Below are 18,651 nucleotides of genomic sequence, written 5' to 3'. Positions count from 1 at the left end.
CGCGGACGGATCGCGTCCGCGGAATCTCCCGCAATCCCACAAGCCATATTCAGGGAGGTCGAAGATGACCCGCCTTCTCACGAACCTGCGCGAGACGACCGCCTTGCGGCGTCTGCTTGCGGGCGCCGCTCTGGGAGCCGCCGCCTTCTGCGCGCCCGCCTTCGCCCAGACCGCCGCCGCCCCCGAAGCCCCTGCGGCGGCGCTCACCGAGGGCCAGCGCGGCGCCGCCGAAGCCGCCGCGCGCCTCGCGGAGGGCCTGGCCACGGGGCGTCCCGGCGCCGAAACCGACGATCCGGTCATTCTGGAGGCTCCCGAGCCCAACGCCCGGCGCGTCTATGTGAACGATCCGGCGCATTTCGCCGCGATCACGCAGCAATTCGTCATCGACGGCGACAGCGGACGCATCCTCGGGATGATCGACGGCGGCTTCCTGCCCAATCCGGTGGTGGCGAGCGACGGCTCCTTCTTCGCTCAGGCGAGCACGGTCTTCAAGCGCGTGGCCCGCGGCCAGCGCGAGGATTACGTCGAGGTCTTCGACGCCAGGACCCATTACCCCATCGCCGACATCACCCTGCCCGAAGAGCCGCGCATGCTCGTGGGCACCTATCCCTGGATGACGGCCCTCACCCCCGACGACAAGACGCTGCTGTTCTACCGCTTCTCGCCTTCGCCCTCGGTGGGCGTGGTGGATCTGGAGGCGAAGGAATATCGCGGGATCTTCGACGTCCCCGACTGCTACCACATCTTCCCGGTCTCGGCGGACACCTTCTACATGCACTGCCGCGCCGGAACCATGGCGAAGATCACCATGGGCGAAGGCGAGCCGCAGATCTCGGAAAGCGAGGTCTTCCACACCGAAGAGGAATACCTCATCAACCACCCGGCCTATTCGCCGAAATCCGGACGCCTCGTCTGGCCCGCCTATGACGGCAAGCTCTTCCAGGTCGACCTGACGACCGAAGGCGCGAAGTTCCTGCCGCCCCTCCAGACCTTCACCGACGCCGAAAAGGCCGAAGGCTGGGCGCTCGGCGGCTGGCAGCAGGCGGCCTATCACCGCCCGAGCGACCGCATCTACATCCTCGCCGACCAGCGCGCCCAATGGCGTCACAAGACCTCCAGCCGCTTCGTCTTCGTGGTCGACGCCAGGACCGGACAGCGGATCAAGCGGATCGATCTCGGATATGAGGCCGATTCCATCAACGTGAGCCAGGATTCGCCGCATCAGCTCTACGTGCTCTCGACGGGCGAGAAGGCCATGCGCGTCCTCGATCCGGAGACCGGCGCAGTCCTGCACCGCATCGATCAGCTCGGGCATGGCCCGCAGGTGATCACCACCGCCGATTATTGAGGAGGCGCTCATGTCGCTCCTCAGCGAGCCCATGTTCGGCGTCTTCGCGCGGGGTCTTCTGGCGGCGGTCTTCGCCTCCGCCGCGGTCTCCAAGATCGGACGCGCCGAAGAGTTTCACGGCGTGGTGCGCAATTTCCGCATCGGGCCGGAGGCGGCGGCGAAACCCGTCGCCCTGGTCCTGCCCTGGGCGGAGCTGGCCGTGGCGCTGGCTCTGCTCGCGCCCTGGACGGTCGTCTCCGGCGCCTGGGGATCGGCGGTCCTGCTGGTCCTCTTCGCGGCGGCCATGGCGCTGAACCTGCGACGCGGAAGGCGGGCCATAGATTGCGGCTGCTTCCGCGCGGGCCTGCGCCAGACCCTGAGCTGGGGCCTCGTGGCGCGCAATCTCGGCCTGACGGCTCTGGCGGTCTGGCTGGCTCTGGCGGCTCCGGCGATGGCCGCGCCGGGGATCTTCGATCTTCTCTTCGGCGCCGCCGCCGCCGGACTCGCCTTTCTGATCTACGTCGGCGCCGCGCTGCTGGGAGGGCTTTCCGCCTCCCGCGCCTCCGCCCCAACCCATGGAGCCGGAAGATGACCCTTCAGATCCTGATCGCCTCCAACATCCTGCTGTGGCTTTGCCTGATCGGGCTCGGGCTGGTGACCTTCGGCCTGCTGCGTCAGGTGGGGCTGCTCCACGAGCGTTCGGCGCCGATGGGGGCCATGATCACCGACCACGGGCCGGACATCGGCGATCTCGCGCCGCAATTCGACCTCGTGGACTACTTCAACCAGCCGGCGCGCATCGGCGGAGAAAATCCGAAAGGCCGCCTCTCGCTGCTGATGTTCACGGCGCCGAGCTGCCCCGTCTGCGAGAAGATGTTCCCCATCCTCAAGTCCATCGCCGACGCCGAACGCCTCGACGTGACCCTGATCAGCGACGGCCCCGCCGACGAACACGAGCGCTTCCTCGCGAAGCATCGTCTGGGCTCGCTGCGCTACGTGGTTTCGGCCGAGGTGGGCATGCGCTTCCAGGTGGGCAAGATCCCCTATGGCGTGCTGCTCGATTCCTCGGGCGTGATCCGCTCGAAGGGCCTCGTCAACACCCGCGAGCATCTGGAGAGCCTGCTCGAAGCCGACAAGACCGGCTTCGCGTCCCTTCAGGAGCTCATCGCCGACTACAAGGACAAAGCCGCCGTGCGCGCCGCCTGAGGCCTGACGAGCGGGAGGGAGGATAAAACCATGCTCAAGAACTCCAGATTCGACGATCTCTTCGAGGCGCTGTCGCGTCGGGTGGCGAGCCGCACCAGCCGTCGCGGATTCATCGGCCGGGTGGGCGCCGTGGCGGCGGGCGTCGCCGTCTCGCCGCTGCTGCCGGTGGATCGCCGGGGGCGCGTCAGCCGCGCCGAGGCCGCTCCGGCGGCGGGAGACGCCCGCGCCAAATGGGTTCCGCAGGACAACGACATCCACGCCTGCGACTACTGGCGCCATTGCTCCATCGACGGCAACATCTGCGCCTGTTCGGGCGGATCGCTGACCAACTGCCCGCCGGGCACGCAGCTGGCGACCAGCTCCTGGGTGGCGAGCTGCTACAACCCCACCGACGGCAACAGCTACATCATCGCCTATCGCGACTGCTGCGGAAAGAACGTCTCCAACCGCTGCCCCTGCCTCGTGACCGAAGGCGAGCTGCCGGTCTACCGGCCCGAATTCGCCAACGACATCATCTGGTGCTTCGGGGCCGACAACGACGAGATGACCTATCACTGCACCATCGCGCCGATCATCGGCAAGGCGGGCTAGAGCGTTTTCCAGCGAAGCCGACAGGCTTCGCGTCGCGAAAACGCGACCAGAAAGGAACCTGGAGCCTTTGAACGACCTGACAAGGTCGGGAAACGCTCCAGGGGCCTGAATCCGGCGCGGCGGCTTTCTCCCGAGAGCCGCAGCGCCTCCCATCCCCGAGGAGGCGCCCATGTGGATCCCTTACGGACTCTCGGCTCCGCTCAAGGCGGAGACCTCCCGCGCGACGGTCGAGGCCTCGGAGCGCGATTCCGGGCCGCGTCCGATGCTGATCGGGTTCTTCCTGAGCGACCCGGTTTCGCGGGGCCGCGAGATCGACGCCGCCTCCGCCTCCATGGGCGAGCCTCTGGAGCTGGTCCTCGAAGGCCATGAGGCGAGGCTCAGCCTGCATGGCGGAGAGGCGGGCAAGATCAACGAAGCCGTCTACCAGATCACGGCCCGCAGCCTCGCGGAGGCCCTGGAGATCGGGCGGCGCGATCTGGAGGCGCGCCTGAGCCGCTGGGCGCTCCAGATGGGGCGCGGCGCCTCGGTGGCGGGCTGGCGCGTCGCCGATCCGACTCACGGGGCGGTCTGGCGCTGCGCGCCCTTCCGGCCCAGCGCCCTGGACCTCGACCCCGCCGCGCTGGACTCCGCGCCGCCCGAGGCCGCGCCCTTTCTGGAGCTGTATCGTCGGGCGCGCAACGCCTCGGATCCCGCCTGGCGTCTGCTCTGCGCCTGCGGGATCCTCCGGGCCTGGCGCGCGGGCGAAGCGCCCTTCGACGCCGGGTTCGCCCAGAGGCGCGTCGGATTCCAGGATCTGCTCCAGAGCGGCGCGCTGGTCTGCGCCGGAGATCTGCGCGACCAGCCGCTGGAGGCGCTCATGACGCGGCTGGAGGCTCTGCGCGGCGAGATCCTGCGGATGCTCGAAGCGCCGGGAGAGGCGGCGTCCTTCTCGCCCGCCGCGAGCGAATCCCTCGCGCAGATGGCCAATCTGGCCGATCTCCTCGCCCGCGAAGGGCTGCGCGGAGCCCTGGGCCTCAAGGCCGGGGCGCCCGCCGCCGCCGCGGCCTCCTGAGGAGCGGCGGCCATGGACAGGCGCCTTCCGATGATCGCTCTGGGGTTCGCCGCGCTCCTCCTCGGCCTGGGGGCGCGGGCCGAGGAGCCCGCCGCGCCGATCGCGCCGCCCCAGGGCGAGGAGCTGGAGAAGCTCAAGGCCGCCTTCCGCCGCCCGGAGGCGCCGCCGCCCGCGCCGAAGCGCAATCCGCCGACTCCGGAGAAGATCGCGCTCGGCGAGACGCTGTTCTTCGATCCCCGTCTGTCGCGCGATCAGGCGCAATCCTGCGCGAGCTGCCATGATCCGGACCGCAGATGGTCGGACGGACTCGCCCGCGCCAGCGGCTTCCAGGGCGAGAGGCTCCCCAGGCGCACGCCGGGCCTCATGAACGCCGCCTGGGGCCTCGCCTTCCAGTGGGACGGCCGCGCCGAGACCCTGGAGGCTCAGGCCCGGATGCCCATCACCGCGCCGAACGAGATGAACATGGACATGACGCTGCTGACGGAGCGTCTGCGGGCGGTCGCGGGCTATGCGCCCCTGTTCGAAGCCGCCTTCGGGCCCGCGCCGGAGGACGGCGCGCTCATCGACGAGACCCGCATCCTCGACGCCCTGGCCAGCTTCCAGCGCAGCCTGGTTTCGGAACGCGCCCCCTTCGACGCCTGGATCGAAGGCGAAGAGGAGGCCATCGGCCCCGAAGCCCGACGCGGCTTCGCCCTCTTCGCCGGACCCGCGCGGTGCTCGGCCTGCCACAGCGGCTGGCGCTTCACCGACGACAGCTTCCACGACATCGGCCTGAAGCTCGATCCCGAGGCCGCCGAGCCCGATCTCGGGCGGGGGGCCTTCGTCCCGCCGGAGGTCGTCGGGCTGCGCCACGCCTTCAAGACGCCTTCGCTGCGCGATCTCGCGCCGGAGGGCTTCCACATGCATGACGGCTCGCTGCGCGGGATCGCGGCCGTGATCGACCATTACGTCGAGGGCGGCGAGAAGCGCGAAAGCCTCTCCTTCGAGATGCGCCCCGTCCCGCTGGCGGCGCAGGAGCGCGCCGATCTCGTCGCCTTTCTGGAATCGCTCGCGGCGCCCGAAGCGCCGAGGGCTCCGCCCCCCATCCCCTGAGGGGCTTTCGAGGAGTTGTCGTCATGGCCCTGTCGGGGTTCTTCATGCGGGTCGAGGTGGCGGCGCTGGCCGCCGTCCTGTCGCTGGGCTTCGCGGCCTCCCGGGCGCAGGGCGCCGGGGAGAAGCCCGTCGCCGGGGAGATCTGCGCGACGCGGGCCGAGGCGCCCGAGGCCGCCGGAGCCCTCCCTGAATCCTCCGCAGAAGCCTCGGCCGAAGCCCCCTCCGGGACGGAGGAGGCCGAGGCCGCAGGCGCGCCCCGCAGCTTCACGCTGATCATCCATCACACCGAGCTTGAACAGGTGGAGTTCGAGACCCGGGCCGGAGACGAGCTGATCTTCCGCAACACCGGCGACATCGCGCATAATCTCTACCTGACCTACGAGGACGGAACGGTGGAGACCCTCCACACCCAGCCGCCCGGAACCGAGAAGCGGACGATCCTCAAGGCTTCCGGGCGGGTGCTGGTGCGCTGCTGGATCCATCCGATCATCCGCCTCGAACTCGACGTCGCCGCGGCGGAGTGAGCTTCGCCGCGATCCGCAACCCCCGACCCCTCGCGAGGCCCGCCATGGCCGTCAGACCCTCTCCTTCCCGACGCGACGTTCTGGCCGACGGAGTCAAGGCGGGCGGCGTCGCCTGCGTGGCGGCTCTGGCTCTGGCGGCCCATGTGGAGGAGGCGCAGCAGGCGAAGGCCGCCTCGGCGATCCGGCCTCCGGGGGCGCTGAAGGAGCCGGAGTTCCTCGCGGCCTGCGTGCGCTGCGGACTCTGCGTGAACGCCTGCCCCTACGACACCCTGCGCCTCGCGGAATGGGCCGAGGACGCCCCCCTCGGGACGCCCTATTTCATCGCCCGCGAGATCCCCTGCCACATGTGCCCGGACGTCCCTTGCGCCAAGGCCTGCCCGACCGGCGCCCTCGACCGGAACATCGCGGGCATCCGTCAGGCGGACATGGGCGTGGCCGTGCTGGTGGGGCACGAGACCTGTCTGAACTACAAGGGCATGACCTGCAGCATCTGCCATCGGGTCTGTCCGATCCGCAACGAGGCCATCACCCTGGAGGCTCAGGTGATCCGGGGCCGCAAGATGCTGATTCCGGTCGTCCATTCCGACCGCTGCACCGGATGCGGCATGTGCGAGAAACATTGCGTCATCGGCCATGCGGCGATCCGGGTGCTGCCGCGCGCCCTCGGTCTGGGAGGCGGCGGGCGCAATCCCGCCGGACGCGCGTCGTGAAGCCCCGGCCCGGCTTCCGGCTCACGGCGGAGAGCCGCGCCCTCGGGATCGAGGCGAAGGGCGTTCTGCGCGCCCACAAATGGTGGCTTCTGCGCCGGACGACCCAGGTCTGCGTGATCCTGATCTTCGCGCTGAGCCCCGTCGGCGGCTACTGGATCGCGCGCGGAGACTTCGCCTCCAGCCGGATTCTGGGCCTGGTCTCCTTCAGCGACCCCTACATCTTCCTCCAGACCCTGGCGGCGGGGGCCGCGCCGGTGGGGGCGGCCCTGACGGGCGCGCTGCTCGTCGGGCTGCTCTATCTCGTCGTGGGAGGTCGGGCCTATTGCAGCTGGGTCTGTCCGGTGAACGTCGTGACGGACGCCGCCCACTGGCTGCGCGAGAAGCTCGGCGTGACGCGCGACCGCAAGCTGGATCGGCGCACGCGGCTCTGGATCCTGCTGGCGACCTTCCTTGCGGCCTTCGGCTCCAGCGCCGTGGCCTGGGAGTTCGTCAATCCGGTGAGTCTGCTGCAAAGGGGGCTGATCTTCGGCATGGGCCTCGGCTGGGCGGTGATCCTCGCGGTGTTCCTGCTGGATTTCGCGATCACCCGGCGCGGCTGGTGCGGCCATCTCTGTCCGGTGGGAGCCTTCTACGGGCTGATCGGCAAGGTCAGCCTGACGCGCGTCTCCGCCGCCCGCCGCGAGGACTGCACCAACTGCGGCGCCTGCTTCAACGTCTGCCCGGAGCCTCATGTGATCACGCCCGCGCTCAAGGGCGAGGGGACGCGGCTGGTGCTCTCGGGGGATTGCGTCAACTGCGGCGGCTGCATCGACGTCTGTCCGGTGGACGTCTTCGAGATGGCGAGCCGGGCGCGGCTCCTGAACGAAAGGCGCGACGCGGCGCAACTTTCGGGATCTTGAAGGCCCTCCGCCGCGCGGAGGATTGCCCCCGCGCCGGAAAGGGCGCATGGTGCGCCCCCCGCGGACGCATCAGGGCTGCTCAGGATGATGATTTTCAGGACGTTTTTCGATCAGGTCGAATCGTCCGCAGGCTTCTCCTCCCGCATGGAGAGCCTCCCGTGACCCGCCGCAAGGAGATCGACCGCGAACGCGTCCTCGACGCCGTCGAGGAGGTGATCATGGAGACGGGCGGACTCGGCCTGACCCTCAACGCCGTGGTGGAGCGGGCGGGAATCAGCAAGGGCGGGCTGGTCTACAACTTCCCGACCAAGGACGCCCTCGTGGCGGCGGCCATGGCCCGCGAGATGGCCCGCTTCGACCGTCTGCTGGAGGAATCCCCCGACCAGACGACGCCGGGCCGCATGCTGGGCTATGCGGACGCGATCCTCAACCGCGAGGACGACGCCTCCATGCGCAAGACCTCGACCCTGCTGTCGGCGCTGCTGCATGCGCCCGATCTGCTCGGCCCGGCCCAGGGGTTCTACGACCGGCTCTTCGCCGAGCTCGAACCGCGCACCGAGGCGCAGAAACGGACGCGTCTGGCGATCCTGGCCGTCGAGGCGGTGTTCTGGCTGCGGGGCATGGGGATCGCGAAGGCCTCTCCGGAGGTCTGGCGCTCCATGCTCCAGGACGCCCATGACATGATCCGCGACGCCGCGGCGGAGCCTCCGCCCAAACGCCCGCGCCGCAAGGCTCCGGCTCCGGCCGCCGGAGAGCCGAAAGGCTGAGCCGACGGGCCGAGGCGGCGGGTTCTCACTGCGCCGCCAGGACGATCCAGAGCGCGATTTCGCCGATCTGCTGGGTCGCGCCGAGGCTGTCGCCGGTGAAGCCGCCGATCTGGCGCAGGGAGAGCCAGCGCACCGCGAAGACCGCCAGAACCAGCGCCCCGATCAGCGCAAGGGTCAGCCCGAGCGAGCCCGGCAGAAACAGCAGCGCTCCCAGGCCGATCCCCGCCGAGACGAGGACGCGGCTCCAGGAGACGTCCGAGGCCATGGCGGCGAGGCCGTCGCTGCGGGCGGGGGGCGTCAGGCGGATGGTCAGCGGCACGAGGGCGCGGCTCGCGGCGCCGAGCGCGATCAGCGCCAGAGCCCCCGAAGCGGCGTCGGGGGCGGCGGCGATCCCGCAGGCCCGCAGCGCCAGAGCCGTGACCAGCGCCAGCGAACCATAGGTTCCGATGCGGCTGTCGCGCATGATCTCCAGCTTGCGTTCGCGGGTCCAGCCGCCGCCGAAGCCGTCGGCCATGTCGGCGAGGCCGTCCTCGTGGAAGCCGCCCGTCACGAGGAAGCCCGTCGCCAGAGTCAGAAGCGCGGCCATGAAGGGCGGCAGGACTCCGAAGCTCGCCCAGAAGACCGCCGCCGGAATCAGCGCCGCCAGAATCCCGACCAGCGGAAAGGCCCAGGCGGCTTCGGCCTCGGGGACGGGCGCCTTCATGCGTCCGGCGGGCAGGCGCGTCAGCAGCATGAGCGCCGCCTGAACCTCCGCGAGGCGACGTTTCAGGAGTTCAGGCATCCGAGACGCCCGCCTCGGCGAAAGTCGCCATGCCGTCGTGACAGGCCAGGGCCGCCCTCAGCACGCCCAGCGCCAGAGCCGCCCCCGAGCCCTCGCCCAGCCGCATCCCGAGCGCGAGCAGAGGCTCGCCCCCCATGGCTTCGAGAAGGCGCCTGTGGCCGGGCTCCGCCCCGAGATGCCCGTAGAGGCAATGCTCCAGAGCGCCGGGAAAGCGCGCCAGAGGCGCCGCCGAAGCCGTGCAGATGAAGCCGTCGAGAATCACGGGAATGCGGGCCTCGCGCGCCGCGAGGATCGCGCCGCAGATGGCGGACTGTTCGCGTCCGCCGAGCGCCGCCAGAACCGCCAGAGGATCGCCCAGAACCGCCTGATGCCGCTGCGCGCCCGCATCGACCACCCGCGCCTTGAGCGCCACGCGCTCGGCGTCGGCTCCGGTTCCCGGCCCGACCCAGTCTTCGCTGCGCCCGCCGAAGATCCCGCGCGCCAGAGCCGCCGCCACGGTCGAATTGCCGATCCCCATTTCGCCGAGGATCAGCACGTCCGCCTTTGGATCGACCGCCGCCGCGCCCCGCGCCATGGCGTCGAGGGTTTCGGCCTCGCTCAGGGCGGGGTTTTCGGTGAAGTCGGCGGTGGGCTGGTCGAGATCCAGCTCGATCACGTCGAGATCCGCCCCGACCACGCGGCAGATCTGGTTGATCGCGGCGCCTCCGGCGCGGAAATTGGCGGTCATCTGGCGCGTGACCTCCTGAGGGAAGGGATTCACCCCCTGGGCGCAGATCCCGTGATTCCCCGCGAAGACCAGAGCCTGAGCCTTGTGGATCTTCGGACGCTCCTCGCCGCGCCATCCGGCCATGAAGACCGCGAGATCCTCCAGCCGCCCGAGGGATCCGGGAGGCTTGGTCAACCGCCCCTGACGCGCCTGCGCCGCCGCTCTGGCCGCCGCGTCGGGGGCGGGGAGAGCGGCCAGCCGGAGGCGCAATCCGGCGAAGGAGGCGGGAAAGTCTTGCGTCATTTGACCCTCATGGGCAGGCCGGAGACCACGAAGACCACTTCCTCGGCGGCCTCTGCGATGATCTGGTTCATGATCCCGGCGGCGTCGCGATAGCGGCGGGCGAGGGCGTTCTCGGGCACGATTCCCATGCCCACCTCATTGGTCACGAGGATGACCGGGCTTGTCTGGAGCTTCAGCGCCGCCGCCAGAGCCCCGACCTCCGCCCGCCAGTCCCGATCATGATGCATGAGGTTGGAGAGCCAGAGCGTCAGGCAGTCGATGAGCCGCGCGCCGCCGCCGTCGGTGGCCGCCAGAGCCCCCACGAGATCAAGCGGCGCCTCATGCGAGAGCCATCTGTCGTCCCGCCGGGCCTGATGCAGCGCGATGCGCTCGGCCATTTCGGCGTCGAGGGCTTCGGCGGTGGCGATATGCACGGGGCGTCCGGGCGCGGCCAGAGCCAGCCTTTCGGCGTGCAGGCTCTTGCCCGAGCGCGCGCCGCCTGTGATGAGCATGGCCGTCACGCGAATCTCCTTTATGCTGCGGCGCAGGAAATCAGGCTTGGGCGGGATTGGAAAGAGGCGGGTCATGGAGATCTTCATCATCCGCCACGCCCCCACAAGAAGCGACGGCGGGCTTGCGGGGCGTCGCGACCTCCCTTGCGACCTGCCCGGCCCGGAGCCTCTGACGGCGATCCGGGCGGCCCTGGGCTGCTGGATCGGGGCGCCGGACCGGCTGTGGGTCAGCCCGGCCCTGCGCTGCCGGACCACCGCCGAGGCCCTGTTTCCGGGGCTCTCCGCCCGCGAGGATCCGCGCCTCCGGGAGCAGGATTTCGGCGCCTGGGAGGGTCTGCCGCCCGCTGAAATCCCGGATCTCGGGCCTTTGACGGGGGCGGCTCTGGCGCGTCACCGGCCTCCGGAGGGCGAGAGCTTCGCCGATCTCTGCGCAAGGCTCCGTCCGGCCCTGAAGGAGGCCGCGCGGGAGGAGGGACGGCTCGTCATGGTGGCTCATGCGGGGACGGCGCGCGGCGCTCTGGCGCTGGCGCTGGGGTCTCCGGGTCGGGCGCTGGGTTTCGAGATCGCGCCCCTGTCGGTCACGATGCTGCGGGCGCTTCCGGGAGGGCTCTGGTCGGTGGGCTTCGTGAACCGCCTCGCCCCTTGAGGCGCGTCTAATCGGCTTCCGCCAGGCGCCCCCCCGCCAGGGGATGCGGCGCGCCGGTGGTCTCGGGGAAGCTGATCGGCAGGCCGCGCAGAGTCCGGGCCGCGAGGAAGGCGAAGCATTCCGCCTCCACCATGTCGCCGCGCCAGCCGAGATCCTCGGCGCGCAGAGCCTCGACGCCCGCCCGCTCCGCGAGGGCCTCCATGATCGCCGGATTGCGCCGCCCCCCGCCCGAGACGATCAGACGGCTCGGGCGCTGCGGCAGATGATCCAGCCCGAGCCCGACCGTCGCCCCGACGAAGGCCGTCAGCAGCGCCGCTCCGTCCTCCGGCGAGAGCCCTTCGGCCATGGCGGCGGGGAAGTCGAAGCGGTCGAGGGATTTCGGCGGCGGCGCCGCGAAGAAGGGATGCTTCAGCAATCCGGCCAGACGCGCTTCGTCCACGCGGCCCTTGCGCGCGAGGGCGCCGTCCTTGTCCATCTCGCCGAGCCCATGGCCGCGCACCCAGTCGTCGATGGGGGCGCTGGCGGGTCCGGTGTCGCAGGCGAAGAGCCTGCCGTCCGGGGCGCGCCAGCTGAAATTCGCCACCCCCCCGAGATTCAGCACCGCCGTCTCCGGCCCGCAGACGGAGCGCTCCAGAAGCGCCGCGTGATAGACCGGCGCCAGAGGCGCGCCATTGCCTCCCGCCGCCACATCGGCCGAGCGGAAGTCGTAGACCACCTTCGTCCCCCCGAGCATCCGGCTCATCAGCCCGCCGTCGCCGAGCTGGCGCGTGCGGCCGGGGAGGCCGGATTTCGGCGCCCGATGGAGCACGGTCTGTCCGTGGAAGCCCACCGCCCCGAGCTTCGCCATGCCCGGCCCCTCCTCCTCGACGAGGGCGCGCACGGCCTCGGCCTGGGCGCGGGTCAGGCGCTCCTCGGCCTCGCGGAAGATGGCGGGCTCGGGGCCTTCGAAAGCCCAGAGCCGCGCCGCCGCGAGCGTCTCGGCCAGCAGCGCGCGGGTGGAGGCGTCGTAGGGCGCGAGCCGCGCCGGTCCGAATTCGAAGATCCGCTCTCCGTCGGTGCGGAGAAGGGCGGCGTCGATGGAACCGTCCAGCGAAGTTCCCGTCATCAGTCCTGCGGTCCAGATGGGCTCCATGGCGTCTTCTCCCCGATGGCTTTCCCATTAGCTAGGGGTTCTGCGGGGCGTCGCGCAAGCTCTTCTCCCGAAGGGCGCGTTCCCTCGCGCGGCGGGATCTGTCAGGATGCGCGCGGATCGACAACAGGGAGGAGGAGGGCGCATGGCCGGTCGGATGAGATGGTGGCGGCGGTTGGGGCTGGCCGCGCTGGTCGTGGCGGATGCGGGAGCCTCATGGGCGCAGAAGCAGGAGGAGGGTTCGGTCTTCGTCTTCGAGAGCCGCACGCTCTATCCCGGCGCCGAATGGATGGCCGACGTCGGGCTGGAGCCCACCGGCGATCTCTCCGGCGATTCCCGCGGCGATCTCCGGAGCTTCGCCTTCCCGCCCGAGGGCCGCGCTGAGGCCTGCGCGGCGGTCTGCGCGGCGGATTCCGTCTGCGCCGGCTGGCGCTACGAGCCGCCGGAGGTCTCCGGAGCGGGAGCGGCGGCCTGCTTCGCCTTCGAATATCGCGCCGAACTCGACTACGCCTATCATGATCCGGTCGAGGGCTGGGCCTCGGGGCTCAAGCCCGACGCGGTGCGTCTGGTCCGGGCCTGGCCCGAGGAGGAGGCCGAGGAGATCCGGGACGAGGCCGCCACGACGCCGCTCCGGCTGGCGCCGCCGCCCGGCCACGAGGACCGGCCCGTGATCTGGTCCGCCGAGCCTCTGGAGAAACAGGCCTTCGAGGCCATGGCCATGCCCTATCCCGCGCTGGGGGATTTCGAGACCGCTCTGGAGCCGGGGCTCTGGCGGGTCTGGGGCGAGGGCGCGGGGTTTTCTCTGGCGGGCGAGATCCGCGTGGGGGCCGACGCCGGAGCGCGCTTCGTGATTCCCCTCGACCCGACGCCCTTCGACCTCTCGACGCCGGTCTTTTTCTGCGACGGCCCGGAGATCTGCGCCTTCGAGGACGCCCTGACCGGTCTGGCCTTCTCCCTGCCGCCCGGCTGGAGCGCGGGGCCTGCGTGGTTTTACGAGACGGCGGGCGGCGCGCGGGCTTCTCTGCCGACGGTGGAGTTCCACGCCTCGGCGGAGGGCGGCGAGCCTCTGGCGTCGCTGAATCTGCGTCAGGCGGGGCAGGGCGGGCGCTGCCTCGATCTGGAGGCGGGGCGGCTCTGTCTGCATGACCTCTCGGCGCCCGGCGGAGCGGCGGGCTTCGAGCTGCTCGCCGCGACCGTCAAGCCTGGCGCGCCCTGGCTCGGGCCGCAGGAGTAGCGGCGAGGCCACGCGCGCCGAGCCTTGCGCCGCCCTCTCTTGCGCTGGGGGCGGCGGAGGCCTATTTCTTCGCCGTCAAGCGCGCGATCCTCGCGCCACTGGAGTTCCCCGACCGATGATTCTGATCCCTTTCCCCCAAATCCCTGCGGTTTCCGGAAAAGGATCTTCTCATGTCGGCTTCGGCGATTCTCTCTCACCTCTCCTGGGTTGCGCCTGACGGGCGTCCGGTCCTCTCCGATCTGAGCCTTGTCCTGCCTGCGGGGCGTTGCGGCCTCGTGGGACGCAACGGCGTGGGCAAATCCGTGCTGATGGATCTCGTGGCGGGGCTGAAGCGCCCGTCCTCCGGGAGCCTCCGCGTCGAGGGCCGCGCGGCGCATCTGCGGCAGGCCTTCGCCCCGACCGAGGGCGAGACTCTGGCGGATCTCTTCGGCCTGAGCGCGGATTTCGCGCGGCTCGCCCGCGCCGAGCGCGGAGAGGCCTCGGAGGAGGATCTGTTCTCCGCCGACTGGACGCTGGAGGCGCGTTTCGCCGAGGCTCTGGCGGAGGTCGGGCTCGAGGCGCCGCCGGATCGGCTTCTCTCGGAGCTTTCGGGCGGTCAGCGCACGCGGGCGCGTCTGGCGGCCCTGAGCTTCGGCGAGCCGGATCTCCTCCTGCTCGACGAGCCCACCAACAACCTCGATTCCGAGGGCCGGGCGGCGGTGCGGCGGCTTCTGGCGCGCTGGCGCGGGATGGCTCTGGTGGTCAGCCATGACCGCGCGCTGCTGGAGGAGATGGACAGCATCCTCGAACTGACCAGCCTCGGCGCGACGCTCTGGGGCGGCGGCTGGAGCTTCTATCGCGCGGGCAAGGCTCAGGCTCTGGCGGCGGCGGAGCAGGATGTGAAATCGGCGCTCGCGCGTCAGGAGGAGACGGAGCGCAAGGCCCAGACCTCCCGCGAGCGCAAGGAGAAGCGCGACGGCGCAGGCGCCCGTTCGCGGGCCAAAGGCGGGACGCCGAAGATCCTGCTCGACGCCGCCAAGGGGCGCGCGGAGGCCTCGGGCGGCGCGGGGGCGCGGCTGGCCGAGCGCCGGACCGCCGAGGCCGCGCGGGAGGTCGAGGCGGCGGAGGCCAGGCTCGAACGCCTGCGGGCCCTGAGCTTCACGCTGCCGCCGACGGGGCTTCCGGCGGGGCGCCGCGTGCTGCGGGCCGAGGATCTGACGGGCGGGCCGCCGACGGCTTCGGGACCGCTGATCCGGGGCGTTTCCCTGGAGGTCTTCGGGCCGGAGCGCCTCGCGCTGACGGGTCCGAACGGGGCGGGCAAGACGACGCTCCTGCGGCTGCTGGCGGGAGAAGAGGCGCCTGTCTCGGGCCGCGCTGAGGTCTTCGTCGCGGCGGCCTGTCTGGATCAGAACGTCGCGATCCTGCGGGAGGACGACAGCCTTCTGGAGAACTTCCGTCGTCTCAATCCCTCAGCCGATGCGAACGCGGCTCATGCGGCTCTGGCGCAGTTCCTCTTCCGCAACGAGGCGGCCTTGCGCCCCGTGCGGAGCCTCAGCGGCGGGCAGCGTCTGAGGGCGGGTCTGGCCTGCGCGCTGGGCGGAGCCTCTCCGCCGCAGCTCCTCTTTCTGGACGAGCCGACCAATCATCTGGATCTCGAAACCATCGAGGTTCTGGAGGCCGCCCTCGGCGCCTATGACGGGGCTCTGATCGTCGTCAGCCATGACCCGGCCTTTCTGGAGGCTCTCGGCGTGACGCGGCGTCTGCGGCTGGAGCCGGGCGGGATCCTGGCGGAGTAGGGGGCGTCCCGAAGAACGCCCCCCGATCTCTCAAGGCTGGGGCAGACGCGCCGCGTCGAATTCCGGCGAGAGGCTCCATTCCGCGCCCTGGGGTTTGTCCGTGACGACCACCCCCGCCGCCTTGAGCCCGTCGCGCAGGGCGTCGGCCCTGGCGAAGTCGCGGGATTTCTTGGCCTCGGCGCGGGCTTCGAGCAGAGCCTCGATGCGCGCGGCTTCTTCCGCTCCGGCTTCGGGGAGGACGTCCCATCCGCCCATTTCCGGCGTGAGCAGCCCCATCAGCGCGGCGCCCGCCTTCAGCCCCGCCCCGTCGCCCGCGTGAGCGAGCTTGTGCAGCTCGGCGATGGCCAGCGGCGTGTTGAGGTCGTCCGCCAGAGCCGCCAGAACTCCGGCGGGAGGCTCGGCGGCGGGCGCGGCCTCTCCGGCGATGCGGCGCCATTTCTCCAGCGTGCGGCGGGAGTCCTCCAGCAGACGCTCCGTCCAGTCGAGCGGCTGGCGGTAATGGGCCGTCAGCAGGGAGAAGCGCAGGACCTCGCCGGGAATCCCCTTGTCGAGCAAGGCGCGCGGCGTGATGAAATTGCCGAGGGATTTCGACATTTTCTCGCCGTCGATGGTCAGGATGCCGTTATGCATCCAGACCCGCGCGAAGCCGCTGCCCGGCCTGGCGCAGAGCGATTGCGCGCATTCGTTCTCGTGGTGGGGGAATTGCAGGTCGATGCCCCCGGCGTGGATGTCGAAATCCGTCCCGAGCAGCTCCTCCGACATGGCCGAGCATTCGATGTGCCAGCCCGGACGCCCGACGCCCCAGGGGCTGCGCCAGCCGGGTTGATCGGGCGTCGAGGGCTTCCAGAGCACGAAATCCATCGGATCGCGCTTGTAGGGCGCCACCTCGACCCGCGCCCCGGCGATCATCTCCTTGAGCGAGCGCCGCGACAGCCGCCCGTAGCCCGGATCGGAGGGGACATGGAACAACACATGCCCTTCCGCCTCATAGGCCGCGCCATGGGCGATCAGCTCGCCGATCATCCGGACCATCTGCTTGATGTAGGCCGTGGCGCGCGGCTCATGGTTCGGGCGCAGAGCCCCGAGCGCGTCCATGTCCTGATGAAACCAGCCGATGGTCTGCTCGGTGATGTCGTAGATGCTGCGGCGGGTCTCGGCGGCTCTGGCGTTGATCTTGTCATCCACGTCGGTGAAGTTCCGCGCATAGACGACCTGCTGCGGCCCATGGACATGGCGGAGCAGCCGGAACAGCACGTCGAAGACCACCACGGGCCGGGCGTTGCCCATATGCGCGCGGTCGTAGACGGTCGGCCCGCAGACATACATCCGCACGCGCTCGGGATCGAGCGGCGCGAAGGGGGCTTTCTCGCGCGTGAGGCTGTTGTGAAGCTGCAAGACGACCATGAAGGATTCTCCTGCCGCAAGGGACCGGAGGCGCTGTCACGGAAAATCAGGACGAAGAAGCCCCGCGCGCCGAACCGGTCAGCGGCGGCTACAGAAGGATGAAGCAGAGGCGGGCTGTTTCGTCATGGCCCCGAGCATGCCCGCAATCGGCGACGCCCGTCAAGCGGGAATGAGGCGGCGAAAGGAGTTGACCCAGAACGTCGCTGCGTCAGCGTTGCTCTGGCGCGGCCGGATCGGTAATCTTCTGTCGTCAGCAAGGACGAATCCGGGCGGACAAGCCCATAAAGGAGGTCTCAGCCAATGGCGAGCGACGTCGAACGCGAAGCTATGGAATATGACGTCGTCATCGTGGGCGGAGGCCCCGCCGGATTGTCGGCGGCGATCCGGCTGAAGCAGATCGACGAGAACCTTTCGGTCTGCCTCGTGGAGAAGGGGTCCGAGGTCGGGGCGCATATCCTTTCGGGCGCGGTGATCGACCCCATCGGGTTGAACCGGCTCCTGCCCGACTGGCGCGCGGCGGGCGCTCCCCTGCGTACGGAGGTGACGGAGGATCAATTCTACGTCCTCGGCCAGGACGGCGAGATCCGCGTCCCGAATCTGCTGATGCCGCCGCTGATGAACAATCACGGCAATTACATCGTCAGCCTGGGCGAGGTCTGCCGCTGGCTGGCCGAGCAGGCCGAGGGCCTCGGCGTCGAGATCTATCCGGGCATGGCGGCTTCGGCGCCGATCTTCGGCGAGGGCGGCGAGCTGGTCGGCGTGGTGGCGGGCGAATTCGGCCTGGCTCATGACGGAACCCCCGGCCCCGATTATCAGCCCGGCATGGAGCTGCGCGGCAAATATGTCCTCATCGCCGAGGGCGCGCGGGGCAGCCTCGCGAAGATCCTGATCGCGCGCTACAGGCTTCAGGAAGGCCGCGAGCCGCAGAAATTCGGCCTCGGCATGAAGGAGCTCTGGGAGGTCAAGCCCGAGAACTTCCATCAGGGCCGCGTGACCCACACCATGGGCTGGCCTCTGCCCAGGCGCACGGGCGGCGGCAGCTTCTGCTATCACTTTGAAAAAAATCAGGTCTATGTGGGCTTCGTGGTCCATCTGAACTATCCGAACCCCTATCTTTCGCCCTATGAGGAGTTCCAGCGCTTCAAGCGCCATGAGCTCATCCGCCCGCTGCTGGAAGGCGGAAAGCGCGTGGCTTACGGCGCGCGGGCCATCACGGAAGGCGGCTGGCAGTCTCTGCCGAAGCTGGTCTTCCCCGGCGGGGCCCTGATCGGCTGCGCGGCGGGCATGGTCAACGTGCCGCGCATCAAGGGCTCGCATAACGCGATGCTCTCGGGCGCCTACGCCGCCGAGGCCGCCGCCGCCGCCCTCGCCGAGGGCCGCGCGGGCGACGAACTCGGCTCCTACGTCGAGGCCGTGCAGGGCAAGGGCAGCCCGATCCGCAAGGACCTTTACCGCGTGCGCAACGTCAAGCCGCTCTGGTCGAAGCTGGGCCTGACGCTCGGCGTGGGTCTGGGCGGGGCGGACATGTGGCTCAACCAGATCTTCGGGACCAGCCCCTTCACGCTCAAGCATGGCAAGACCGACGCCGAGGCCACCGAGCCCGCCGCCAAGCACAAGCCCATCGCTTACCCCAAGCCCGACGGCAAGCTGACCTTCGACCGCCTGACGAACGTGTCCTTCAGCTTCACCAACCACGCCGAGGAGCAGCGTCCGCATCTGCTGCTGAGAGACCCGAGCATTCCGATCAAGGTGAACCTGCCGATCTACGCCGAGCCCGCGCAACGCTATTGCCCGGCGGCGGTCTACGAGGTGGTGGGCGCCGACGGGCCGGATGCGCGTTTCGTGATCAACTTCCAGAACTGCGTCCACTGCAAGACCTGCGACATCAAGGATCCTTCGCAGAACATCGACTGGACGACGCCTCAGGGCGGCGAGGGCCCGAACTACCCGAACATGTGAGGCGTCTGCGCCTCTCCCTTCCGGCGGGAGGGGCGCAGAAGACGGAGCCTTAATCC

General features: G+C 70.1%; 19 protein-coding genes. 14 read left to right on the top strand and 5 right to left on the bottom strand.

Annotation, left to right across the window (positions count from 1 at the left end; translation table 11 throughout):
• Positions 1-64: 64 nt before the first annotated feature.
• From mauB to PHN62_RS01980, 10 genes are all read left to right on the top strand, one after another.
• Positions 65-1,348 (top strand): methylamine dehydrogenase (amicyanin) large subunit, encoded by a 1,284-nt coding sequence (mauB, locus tag PHN62_RS02025; RefSeq protein WP_300145572.1) that lies wholly within the window; start codon positions 65-67, stop codon positions 1,346-1,348.
• A 10-nt stretch (positions 1,349-1,358) separates the two neighbouring features.
• Entirely contained in the window at positions 1,359-1,919 is a 561-nt protein-coding gene (locus PHN62_RS02020) for a MauE/DoxX family redox-associated membrane protein (protein ID WP_300145570.1), read from the top strand.
• Complete coding sequence (gene mauD, locus PHN62_RS02015) at positions 1,916-2,533, top strand: methylamine dehydrogenase accessory protein MauD (protein WP_300145567.1); 618 nt, start codon at positions 1,916-1,918, stop codon at positions 2,531-2,533. The genes PHN62_RS02020 and mauD overlap by 4 nt, the downstream gene beginning before the upstream one ends.
• A 30-nt stretch (positions 2,534-2,563) precedes the next feature.
• Positions 2,564-3,124 carry a methylamine dehydrogenase (amicyanin) small subunit gene (gene mauA, locus PHN62_RS02010; RefSeq protein ID WP_300145564.1) on the top strand — a complete coding sequence of 187 codons (561 nt, stop codon included), beginning with the start codon at positions 2,564-2,566 and terminating at the stop codon, positions 3,122-3,124.
• A gap of 169 nt (positions 3,125-3,293) precedes the next feature.
• Positions 3,294-4,175, top strand: coding sequence for a methylamine utilization protein MauJ (locus tag PHN62_RS02005; protein WP_300145562.1), 882 nt, complete (start codon positions 3,294-3,296; stop codon positions 4,173-4,175).
• Between the two features lie 12 nt (positions 4,176-4,187).
• A complete protein-coding gene (locus tag PHN62_RS02000; protein ID WP_300145559.1) occupies positions 4,188-5,267 on the top strand; it encodes a cytochrome c peroxidase in 1,080 nt (359 codons plus the stop codon).
• 23 nt (positions 5,268-5,290) lie between these two features.
• The gene (locus tag PHN62_RS01995; RefSeq protein WP_300145557.1) at positions 5,291-5,791 is read left to right on the top strand and encodes a hypothetical protein; all 501 of its coding nucleotides are present in this window, start codon (positions 5,291-5,293) and stop codon (positions 5,789-5,791) included.
• A gap of 44 nt (positions 5,792-5,835) precedes the next feature.
• Positions 5,836-6,501, top strand: a complete 666-nt coding sequence (gene napG / locus PHN62_RS01990) for a ferredoxin-type protein NapG (protein WP_300145554.1) — start codon at positions 5,836-5,838, stop codon at positions 6,499-6,501.
• Positions 6,498-7,400: a quinol dehydrogenase ferredoxin subunit NapH gene (gene napH / locus PHN62_RS01985; protein ID WP_300145551.1), complete on the top strand. Its 903-nt coding sequence runs from the start codon at positions 6,498-6,500 to the stop codon at positions 7,398-7,400. The genes napG and napH overlap by 4 nt, the downstream gene beginning before the upstream one ends.
• A gap of 158 nt (positions 7,401-7,558) precedes the next feature.
• Positions 7,559-8,167 (top strand): TetR/AcrR family transcriptional regulator, encoded by a 609-nt coding sequence (locus PHN62_RS01980; protein ID WP_300145549.1) that lies wholly within the window; start codon positions 7,559-7,561, stop codon positions 8,165-8,167.
• A gap of 25 nt (positions 8,168-8,192) precedes the next feature.
• On the opposite strand, the gene cobS is transcribed toward PHN62_RS01980, so the two are convergent.
• From cobS to cobU, 3 genes are read right to left on the bottom strand one after another with little or no spacing between them, the layout of a single operon-like run.
• Positions 8,193-8,948: an adenosylcobinamide-GDP ribazoletransferase gene (gene cobS / locus PHN62_RS01975; protein WP_300145546.1), complete on the bottom strand. Its 756-nt coding sequence runs from the start codon at positions 8,946-8,948 to the stop codon at positions 8,193-8,195.
• Complete coding sequence (gene cobT, locus PHN62_RS01970; RefSeq protein WP_300145543.1) at positions 8,941-9,957, bottom strand: nicotinate-nucleotide--dimethylbenzimidazole phosphoribosyltransferase; 1,017 nt, start codon at positions 9,955-9,957, stop codon at positions 8,941-8,943. Before cobT ends, cobS begins: the two co-directional genes overlap by 8 nt.
• Positions 9,954-10,448 (bottom strand): bifunctional adenosylcobinamide kinase/adenosylcobinamide-phosphate guanylyltransferase, encoded by a 495-nt coding sequence (gene cobU, locus PHN62_RS01965; protein WP_300145954.1) that lies wholly within the window; start codon positions 10,446-10,448, stop codon positions 9,954-9,956. The genes cobT and cobU overlap by 4 nt, the downstream gene beginning before the upstream one ends.
• Positions 10,449-10,521: 73 nt before the next feature.
• Between cobU and PHN62_RS01960 the strand changes: the two genes are divergently transcribed.
• On the top strand, positions 10,522-11,094 hold the full coding sequence (locus tag PHN62_RS01960) for a histidine phosphatase family protein (RefSeq protein WP_300145539.1): 573 nt from the start codon (positions 10,522-10,524) through the stop codon (positions 11,092-11,094).
• A 7-nt stretch (positions 11,095-11,101) separates the two neighbouring features.
• Here PHN62_RS01960 and PHN62_RS01955 read toward each other — a convergent pair whose 3' ends face one another.
• Positions 11,102-12,226, bottom strand: a complete 1,125-nt coding sequence (locus tag PHN62_RS01955) for an anhydro-N-acetylmuramic acid kinase (protein WP_300145536.1) — start codon at positions 12,224-12,226, stop codon at positions 11,102-11,104.
• 142 nt (positions 12,227-12,368) lie between these two features.
• Here PHN62_RS01955 and PHN62_RS01950 point away from each other — a divergent pair, with 142 nt between their 5' ends.
• The gene (locus PHN62_RS01950; RefSeq protein WP_300145533.1) at positions 12,369-13,457 is read left to right on the top strand and encodes a PAN domain-containing protein; all 1,089 of its coding nucleotides are present in this window, start codon (positions 12,369-12,371) and stop codon (positions 13,455-13,457) included.
• 170 nt (positions 13,458-13,627) lie between these two features.
• Positions 13,628-15,232: an ABC-F family ATP-binding cassette domain-containing protein gene (locus tag PHN62_RS01945; protein ID WP_300145530.1), complete on the top strand. Its 1,605-nt coding sequence runs from the start codon at positions 13,628-13,630 to the stop codon at positions 15,230-15,232.
• Positions 15,233-15,262: 30 nt separating this feature from the next.
• Here the strand turns inward: PHN62_RS01945 and cysS are convergent, their stop codons facing one another.
• The gene (cysS, locus tag PHN62_RS01940; protein ID WP_300145527.1) at positions 15,263-16,636 is read right to left on the bottom strand and encodes a cysteine--tRNA ligase; all 1,374 of its coding nucleotides are present in this window, start codon (positions 16,634-16,636) and stop codon (positions 15,263-15,265) included.
• A 300-nt stretch (positions 16,637-16,936) separates the two neighbouring features.
• On the opposite strand from cysS, the gene PHN62_RS01935 reads away from it, so the two are divergent.
• Positions 16,937-18,595 carry an electron transfer flavoprotein-ubiquinone oxidoreductase gene (locus PHN62_RS01935; RefSeq protein WP_300145524.1) on the top strand — a complete coding sequence of 553 codons (1,659 nt, stop codon included), beginning with the start codon at positions 16,937-16,939 and terminating at the stop codon, positions 18,593-18,595.
• Positions 18,596-18,651: the final 56 nt, after the last annotated feature.

This window comes from Neomegalonema sp. (genome assembly GCF_028688855.1).
In the GTDB taxonomy this organism is placed as follows: Bacteria; Pseudomonadota; Alphaproteobacteria; order Rhodobacterales; family Rhodobacteraceae; genus Neomegalonema.
Note: the sequence above shows the minus strand (reverse complement) of the source record. Positions and strands in the feature narration are given on the sequence as shown.